Genomic DNA, 7,715 nt, shown 5'->3' with positions numbered 1-7,715 from the left:
GCCAGTTCTGCCGGCAACCTTGTTGCGCGTGCCGCCAACCGTCATCTTGCCAAATCCGACCGCGAGGCGGCCGGTGTTCTGTCATCCGCCCAACGACACACGCACTTCCTCGACAGTCCGCGCATGACGGCTGTTCTCGCACGATCCGATGTCCGGTTTGCCGATCTGAAAGTGAGCCACGCCACGGTGTTCCTCGTGCTGCCGCCGGATCGGCTTTCGGCCTATTCCCGCTGGCTGCGCCTGCTCGTGACCCAGAGCCTGACCGACATGGCGCGCGATCGGCAAAAGCCGGATGTCCCCGTGCTCTATCTTCTCGACGAGTTCGCAAGCCTTGGGTATCTCGCGCCCGTTAGTCAGGCCATGGGATTGATGGCGGGCTACGGCGTCCAGCTCTGGCCGATCCTGCAGGATATCCACCAGCTGCGCGCCACATACGAGAAGCGCGCCGGCACGTTCCTGTCGAATGCCGGCGTCCTCCAGGTGTTCGGCGTCAACGATCACGAGAGTGCCCGGTTGATCTCCGATCTCCTTGGACAGGAGACGGTCGTCTTCCAGACAATGGGCCGCAATCTCGATGCGAGCGATCCTGGCATCTCGCTCAGCCAGCAGCACACCGGCCGTGCCCTCATGACACCTGACGAGGTGCGCAATCTGCCAAAGGAGGTCGAGCTTCTGTTCCTTGCCGGGCAACGTCCGATCGTCGCGCGCAAGCTCGTCTATCATTCCGATCCGGAGTTCGCAGGCGCGTTTGATCCAGCATGAGAAACGAGTTCGACGACATCGCGAGAACGCTGATCTGGGCGGCCGGGATGGTGCTGCAGAGCGGCCCGGCGGATCGACGCCGGATCGCCAGAGCATATCGGAAAGCACAGGAGCGGGTCGCGGCCATTCCGGCCGCCAATGGCGATGCGCGGCCGCGGATCGTGGCCTGCTTTGAAGCGTTCGACGATTACAAATCCAGGGAGGATGTTGCCGGCGTTGGCTGGCTGCTCACCGCGATCCAGGAGCGGGTGAACGAGCATGATCTACCTGACTGGCAGGCGCTCAACCTTCTCGTCGATGATGTCTTGGAGATGTTGGGACTGGTGGAGATGACCGTCCATTGAACAGAAAGAGAGCCCTCTCAGGTGACCGTGGACTCGGTGTCCTCTCCTCCCCTGCCGTGCATCGGCTCTGAAAAACGAACGCCTTCCCCTCCCCCGTTCTCGGGGATGAACTCTAGGCCCGCTGCTTCGAACGCAACACGGATTGCGTCCAGCGTCGCGTCGTATGCCGGCTTACCGGCTTCGATCCGTGTGATCGTAGCAGCAGTAATGTCCGCGCGAGCTGCAAGATCACGTACACCCCATTTTAGGGCTGCGCGGGCCATTCGCACCTGTGAAGCACTCAGCACATTATAGCCTTGACATAATCTAGTTTTGATTCAAAGTCGGTCCGATAATGCAGCCAGGCTGGGTGCTCGTAACACCCGGCCTGGCCTGACCACAACCCAAGCTATCAGGAGCTCGGATCATGGCTGATTCTGAGAATAGCAGAACTCTGCCCGAAATTTCGATCGAAAACAGCGGCACGACAAGCGGTAAGGCTGACGACGCGCCGACCATCATCACGCGGCGAAACCTTCTTTCAAACACAGCGCGGGTTTTGCACCAGCGCTTCACCGACATGCCGCCTCGGACCGAGAGAGGGCCTGCTCCGGTACGCGAAATCTGGTTGCATTGGTTGAGCCTCCATCAGCAGCATTTGCGTCAGAGTCGCAGAGTGCGAAAGCTGAGCGACAGGCTATTGCGGGACCTCGATGGCTATCCATCTGTCGCGATCGACGTGCTTGAAGGTGAGCCGCCCTACGTTGCGACGACATACGCAGAGATTCGACACCTGTCCTCAAGGATCGGCGCCAGGCGGGTCGACGCCGCACGGTCAAAGCTCCGGCAAAGGCGACGAGCCTGGAAAAAGGCCGACGCTCGCATCGGGTACAGCGCTGCCGTCAGGCGGGAAAGGGATCTCGACCGCTCTGCGGGTATTTCCGCCAACGTGGTGCTGCTAATGCCACCGTCCTCCCTTATGGAGGTCGCTGCCAAATTCCACTGCCTGCTTGTGCTGCACGACCCTCAGCTCAGACATAAGCATGAGCCCTGGCCTCAGTTGCGCAGGATGCTGAGGGAACTCGTAGAGCTTCGTCAACGACCGGATTGTGAGCGCTGATAACCCAGACCGGCCTGGCGGGCCCCCGGTTTCGTTCAAGTATTCGAATATCTGGATCATGTCCGGAACGGGACCTTGATGCTGCTATGTCCGCATAGGTGGCTGAGCGGCTTGCCGCGTCGGGATAGAATACCGTGTCAGACCGTATCACGCGGCTCCGGCGGCCGCCCGATAAGGATCAAAGCGTCCCGGCTCTCGAAACGCCCCTCTCCTTCTGAAAGTGCGCTCGACGTTCATCATCGATGGCGCGCGTTACCGGATCGGGAAAGTGGGATCCAGCCTCAGTCGGATAATCGCCAGGTGGCACTCTGATAGCCTCGACCTGAATCATCCATCCCGAGCCAGCCGCGAAAAGATTGCATTGATCTGTCGCGACACCTCGTTGCGCTCGGCGTCGGTCGAGCTGTCGCTATCCGGCCCCGCAAAATACCAGCCCGCCATCAGCGAGCCGTCGTTCAGCAGGATGACCCCATTCTCCACGAGGCCGGCGTAGGGCACGAGATCGGCGAATGACGGTCCGGGATGGCGGAATGAATTGAGCGCTACCATCTCAGAACTTGCGCCACGGCGACGACGTCGCGCGATACGACATCTTGTAAGAGATGTGGCGGAGATAGACCCGGCGCATCAGTGGATCAGATTTGGCCATCATGCGGAGTGCCGCGACCGCGACGAGCCAGAACGCGATGCCGAACAGTGCCGCGTACCAGGTCAGGACGACGAAGATCAGGATGATGGCGGCCAGCGCCGTCAGCAGCACGAGCTCGCGGTCGGCGCCCATCAACAGGTTCGGACGCGACAGCGCCCTATGCACACGTGAGCGCGCCAGGGAAGAGCCGGCCTCAGCCATGACCCCCCTCCCCCGCTGTGGCCGGCGTCGCCTTCGGTTCAGGAGTTTCTTGCTCGGCCTTTGCGTGACCCTCGCCTATCGAGGCTACGGTCGCACCGAAGAGAGCGACGATCTGGGTGGCTCCGAGGAGGACGCCCCCAACCAGCGCGACGTAGCAAAGCCGTCTCGCGAAATCATTCAACTCGCCTCCGAAGATCAGCATGGCGCCGGCAATGGCGACGGCGGCTAGCGCGATAAACCCGGCGACAGGTACGATGATCGATTGCTGGATCTGTTGCAGCGGCGTTTCCCAGGGAAGACCACCTCCGCCCGGAAGCGAATGCGGAATCGGTAAAACCAATAGAAATGGCGACAAGCGTCGCGCCGGTAAGAAGAATGGAAATTTTATGCGACATGACTGTCCTCATCGATCTGGGCATAATGTTCGGTCTGGTAATGGCCGTTGCGATATCCCTCGATGTGAATGACCTCGCGGACCCGCCTCCCCTTCCCCGTTCGTTCAATTGAGACGACGAGATCGACGGCTTCGCCGATCACCTCCTGCATTGGCTGCTGGCTGGCTTCCGCCGTCAGTTGCTCAGTCGGCGTAAGGCTGACATCGCCGTATTGGAATGGATCGTGGTGACGCCGCCGGGGTGGCCGGTATTCCAGGCATTGAGCAGCTTCAGTGCCGCACCGTCGCGAACCTCGCCGACGATGATGCGATCAGGACGCAGGCGCATCGTGCTTTTCAGCAGACGAGCCATGTCAATGGTATCGCTGGTGTGAAGCGAAACTGCGTTTTCCGCCGCGCACTGGATTTCGGCGGTGTCTTCGAGGATAACCATTCGGTCGTCTGGGGCAGCCGCCACGATCTCCGCGATGATGGCGTTGGCAAGCGTCGTTTTTCCGGACCCGGTGCCCCCGGAGATGACGATGTTCATCCGAGCGTCGATCGCACTTTGAATCGCAGATGCCTGAGCTTTGGTCATGACCTTCGATTTTTCATACTCGGTGAGCGGGATCAGACGCGAGGCGCGACGGCGGATCGTGAATGCCGGTCCGGAGACCACCGGCGGCAACAGCCCCTCGAAGCGGTGTCCGCCAATCGGAAGTTCGCCAGAGATGATAGGCCGATCGTCGTCGGCCTCCGACTGGAGGGCATGCGCAACACTGCCGATGACAACTTCGGCGGCGGCAGTGCTCATTGCGCCGGCCGGTGCCACGCCGTGCCCCAGCCGTTCGATGAAGAAGCGTCCGTCCGGATTGAGCATGATCTCGACGACGGTGGCGTCATCACGCGCGATGCAGAGTTTGTCGCCAAGTGCGTCCTGTAGTTTGCGGACCAGGCGGGGATGGGAGCGGAGCTGGGTCACGCAGCGCTCCTGAGCAATGACCCATCGATCTGCGGGGTCGAATGATAACCCTGTGGGCATACCTGCTCAAAGCTGCCACGGTCGGCCGGAAGGCTCCCGGCGATAGCGATGGTGTTACCGATCTTGGCCGGTTCGCCGAGACGCTGCATCGGCCATCCCGCTCGCTTCAGGATGCGCTCGAAGCGGAGATCGGTGGCCGTGACGATCTCGCTGTAGCCGCTCGCCATAGACCATTCGATGATACCGGCGAACAAGGTAAGCGTCGCAAGATGCAGTTGGCTTGCCCCCCTTTGCGAGGCAGGTGAGGTATCGACGCAGAAGCGTGAACTCTCGACCATCCCAGAATAAGGGCGAAGTGAACCTGCGTCGAGAAGCTGGGGGAAGGTCTGCTCCAGCATTGTGGGACCGGAAGCTGGAAGGAGACGAACCCAACCTGCGACCTTTCCACCGTCGGTAATTGCCAGAAGATTAGTCGGCCTGTAATCATCGTACTGGTCGCGCTTTTCTCCCTCGGTGATAGAGACGTCCCAGGCGAGACGTCCGCCAAATACCGTCGCGCGAAGACGGTGCATCTCTCTCAGGTCGTTGCGATGGCGCTCGTATTGGTCGGGCGCGACGCTCAATATCCGCATGATGATCTCCGCTTGAACAAGGTCATGCGGACAAAAATCATCTCGTTGAGCGTGTGCCTATGTGCAGACTTGCACCTCAGGTGATTCTAGCGAGTCGCTGGTTCGGCTCTTAGAAAGTGAGCGTGTGGTGAGCTAGGCGGAGGAGATTCATGTGCAAATCTGCATTTTGCGATGACTAGGCGAACGGGAGAAAATCTGTCTAACTCACGGTAAATGATCGCAGATTTGCCTTGGGCGATGGAATCGGGAAATATCCGTTAACTCCTTGTTAACCTTAAATCCCTTGCCCAGAGTTGGGAATCGGGCAATTGTCACGATAATTGGATCATTTCCTTAGAATTATCGTGACTAGAGGCGAATAGCTGAATGAACGTGAAAATGGCCGCTTCGGAGAAAGTGTCGAGTTTTGCAGATATTATCCTCGCGCAGGGCGGAGATATATCCTCGAAACTCGACATGCTGCGGCGCGAGAAATTCCCGCCCAACGCACAGAAGTCGCTTCGCCAATTCTCATTAGCGGAAGTCGCGGACTTTGTCGGCGTTTCACAGAGCTATCTCAAGAAACTGCACCTCCAGGGAAAGGGTGTCGAGCCAAGCACCACCTCGACCGGCCGACGCTACTACACCGCAGAGCAGGTGAACGAGCTTCGCCAACTTCTTGATCGGGTTCCGCACCGGCAGGCTGATGAGAAACTGCAGGTTATTGCAGTCGTCAACTTCAAAGGCGGCTCGGGTAAGACCACGACCTCGGCTCACCTCGCACAGTTTCTGGCGCTAAAGGGCTACCGGGTTCTAGCTGTCGATCTCGACCCTCAGGCGTCGTTGACTGCGCTTTATGGCATTCAGCCAGAGTTGGACGAAAAAAAGTCCTTCTACGAAGCGCTGCGCTACGACGACGGACGCAAGTCCATCAAGGACGTCATCCAGCCTACCAATTTCACAAACCTCGATGTAGTGCCAGCCAACCTCGAACTGCAAGAGTATGAGTACGACACACCAATTGCGATGCAGCGAAAAGATTCGACTGCCGGCAAGATGTTCTACACCCGTATCGGCGACGCGTTGGCAGAAGTCGACGATTGCTACGATATTGTTGTTGTCGACTGCCCTCCCCAGCTTGGTTATCTGACGCTCACGGCGCTGACGGCAGCAACATCGGTCCTCATCACGGTGCACCCGCAGATGCTCGACATTATGTCGATGTCCCAATTCCTGCTCATGCTGGGCGAGATCCTAAAAAGTGTCGAAGGCGTCGGCGTCGACGTATCCCTGGACTGGTTCCGCTATCTGGTCACGCGGTACGAGCCAACCGATATACCACAGCAACAAATGGTCGGTTTCATGCAGTCGATGTTCGCTGAGCACATGATGAAAAATCATATGGTCAAATCCACTGCCGTGTCCGACGCAGGTCTGACTAAGCAGAGCCTTTATGAGGTCGAGCGCGCTCAGTTCACGGCCGCGACATATGACCGAGCCCGTGAGTCGATGGACGCCGTCAACAACGAAGTTATCGAGCAACTTCAGAAGGCATGGGGGCGTCGCAATGCATAACCCGTTGTCAGCCGTACAAACTGCGACTTTCCGCAGATATATCAGGAAGATGACCAAACCCGGAGTGTGGGTCCATGGCTCGTAAGGACATTTTTGCGAACATAACGTCTCCCGCGAACGCGGGTATAGAGCGTAAGGCAACGCCTGGATACGCCACCCACGGTGCTTCGAGGTCGATGATCAGCTCCTTGAGCGAGCTTCGAGACAAGGTTGAACAGGCTGCGCAACAGGTTCCAGGCGAGACTATCATCGAGCTCGATCCCGAGGCGTTGGAATCCTCTTTCGTCTCAGACCGGATGGGAATCGATGATGTCGCTTACGCCGAGCTCCTCGAAGCGATCCGAGAGCGGGGACAAGACACGCCGATACAGGTCCGCCCTCACCCGAGGGCTGAAGGTCGCTACCAAATCGTCTTCGGGCATCGTCGCGCGCGCGCGGCCAAAGATCTCGGACGCCCGGTCCGCGCTGTCGTAAAGGCAATCTCAGACGCAGATCACGTGATCGCCCAAGGTCAGGAAAATTCGGCGCGAGAAAACCTGTCTTTTATCGAACGCGCAATGTTCGCGCAGCGATTGGTCGAACTTGCCTACGAACGGGCGACGATCCAGGCCGCCCTCTCCGTGGATGCGCCGATGTTGACCCGGATGCTGTCGGTATCAGGTCGCGTACCAGCTGAAATCGCGAATGCGATTGGCGCGGCAAAGTCCGTCGGCCGTGATCGGTGGACTGAGTTGGCGCAGCAAATCGAAAGACCGACAACGCTTGAACTGGCGCGGATCCTAGTCAACGATCAAGCATTCCTTTCTCTCGAATCAGACGCTCGTTTCGAGTTTCTAGCTAGAGGCATCAAGAAGGCAACGAAGCCTTCGAAGCGGCCAAGCAATGCGAGCGAATGGCGCGCAGATGATTCCAGTGTACGGGCAGAGTTTAAGGGAAGTGGGAAAAGCTACTCTATCGCACTGAAGGCGAACGACGCGGCAAGGTTTGGTCGGTTCATCGCCGAAAACCTCGGTCGTTTTCATCAGGAGTTTCTAAAATCAACTGAAACAGAAGGAAAATAGCGGCAAAAGAAAAAGGCCCCCAAACGTCGCCGTCGTGGAAGCCTTCCTCATGTCTAAG

General features: G+C 58.6%; 7 protein-coding genes and 3 pseudogenes. 5 read left to right on the top strand and 5 right to left on the bottom strand.

Features of this window, described 5'->3' with window-relative positions; all coding sequences use genetic code 11:
- From C8J33_RS24065 to C8J33_RS27180, 3 genes are all read left to right on the top strand, one after another.
- On the top strand, positions 1–762 hold a 762-nt coding region (locus tag C8J33_RS24065; protein WP_132665622.1), incomplete at its 5' end, for a type IV secretory system conjugative DNA transfer family protein.
- On the top strand, positions 759–1,106 hold the full coding sequence (locus C8J33_RS24060) for a hypothetical protein (RefSeq protein ID WP_132665621.1): 348 nt from the start codon (positions 759–761) through the stop codon (positions 1,104–1,106). The genes C8J33_RS24065 and C8J33_RS24060, both read left to right, overlap by 4 nt.
- A gap of 406 nt (positions 1,107–1,512) precedes the next feature.
- Positions 1,513–2,205: a hypothetical protein gene (locus C8J33_RS27180; RefSeq protein WP_165929874.1), complete on the top strand. Its 693-nt coding sequence runs from the start codon at positions 1,513–1,515 to the stop codon at positions 2,203–2,205.
- Between the two features lie 82 nt (positions 2,206–2,287).
- On the opposite strand, the pseudogene C8J33_RS24050 reads toward C8J33_RS27180, so the two are convergent.
- From C8J33_RS24050 to traI, 5 genes and pseudogenes are all read right to left on the bottom strand, one after another.
- Positions 2,288–2,754, bottom strand: a pseudogene (locus tag C8J33_RS24050) (conjugal transfer protein TrbE); the annotation flags it as partial.
- Between the two features lies 1 nt (position 2,755).
- Positions 2,756–3,055, bottom strand: coding sequence for a conjugal transfer protein TrbD (locus tag C8J33_RS24045; RefSeq protein ID WP_132665619.1), 300 nt, complete (start codon positions 3,053–3,055; stop codon positions 2,756–2,758).
- Positions 3,048–3,450: pseudogene (gene trbC, locus C8J33_RS24040) on the bottom strand (conjugal transfer pilin TrbC). Before trbC ends, C8J33_RS24045 begins: the two are co-directional and overlap by 8 nt.
- Positions 3,440–4,410 (bottom strand): annotated as a pseudogene (gene trbB, locus C8J33_RS24035) (P-type conjugative transfer ATPase TrbB). Before trbB ends, trbC begins: the two co-directional pseudogenes overlap by 11 nt.
- Complete coding sequence (gene traI, locus C8J33_RS24030) at positions 4,407–5,042, bottom strand: acyl-homoserine-lactone synthase TraI (RefSeq protein ID WP_132665618.1); 636 nt, start codon at positions 5,040–5,042, stop codon at positions 4,407–4,409. The pseudogene trbB and the gene traI overlap by 4 nt, the downstream one beginning before the upstream one ends.
- Positions 5,043–5,408: 366 nt before the next feature.
- Between traI and repA the strand changes: the two genes are divergently transcribed.
- Together repA and repB are read left to right on the top strand one after the other, a co-directional pair.
- Positions 5,409–6,596, top strand: a complete 1,188-nt coding sequence (gene repA, locus C8J33_RS24025) for a plasmid partitioning protein RepA (protein WP_132665617.1) — start codon at positions 5,409–5,411, stop codon at positions 6,594–6,596.
- A gap of 74 nt (positions 6,597–6,670) precedes the next feature.
- The gene (gene repB / locus C8J33_RS24020; protein WP_132665616.1) at positions 6,671–7,657 is read left to right on the top strand and encodes a plasmid partitioning protein RepB; all 987 of its coding nucleotides are present in this window, start codon (positions 6,671–6,673) and stop codon (positions 7,655–7,657) included.
- Positions 7,658–7,715: the final 58 nt, after the last annotated feature.

The sequence above is a fragment of the Rhizobium sp. PP-CC-3G-465 genome (assembly GCF_004343445.1).
In the GTDB taxonomy this organism is placed as follows: domain Bacteria; phylum Pseudomonadota; class Alphaproteobacteria; order Rhizobiales; family Rhizobiaceae; genus Ferranicluibacter; species Ferranicluibacter rubi.
The sequence above is the reverse complement of the archived record's forward strand: the minus strand, read 5'-3'. Positions and strand labels throughout refer to the sequence as shown.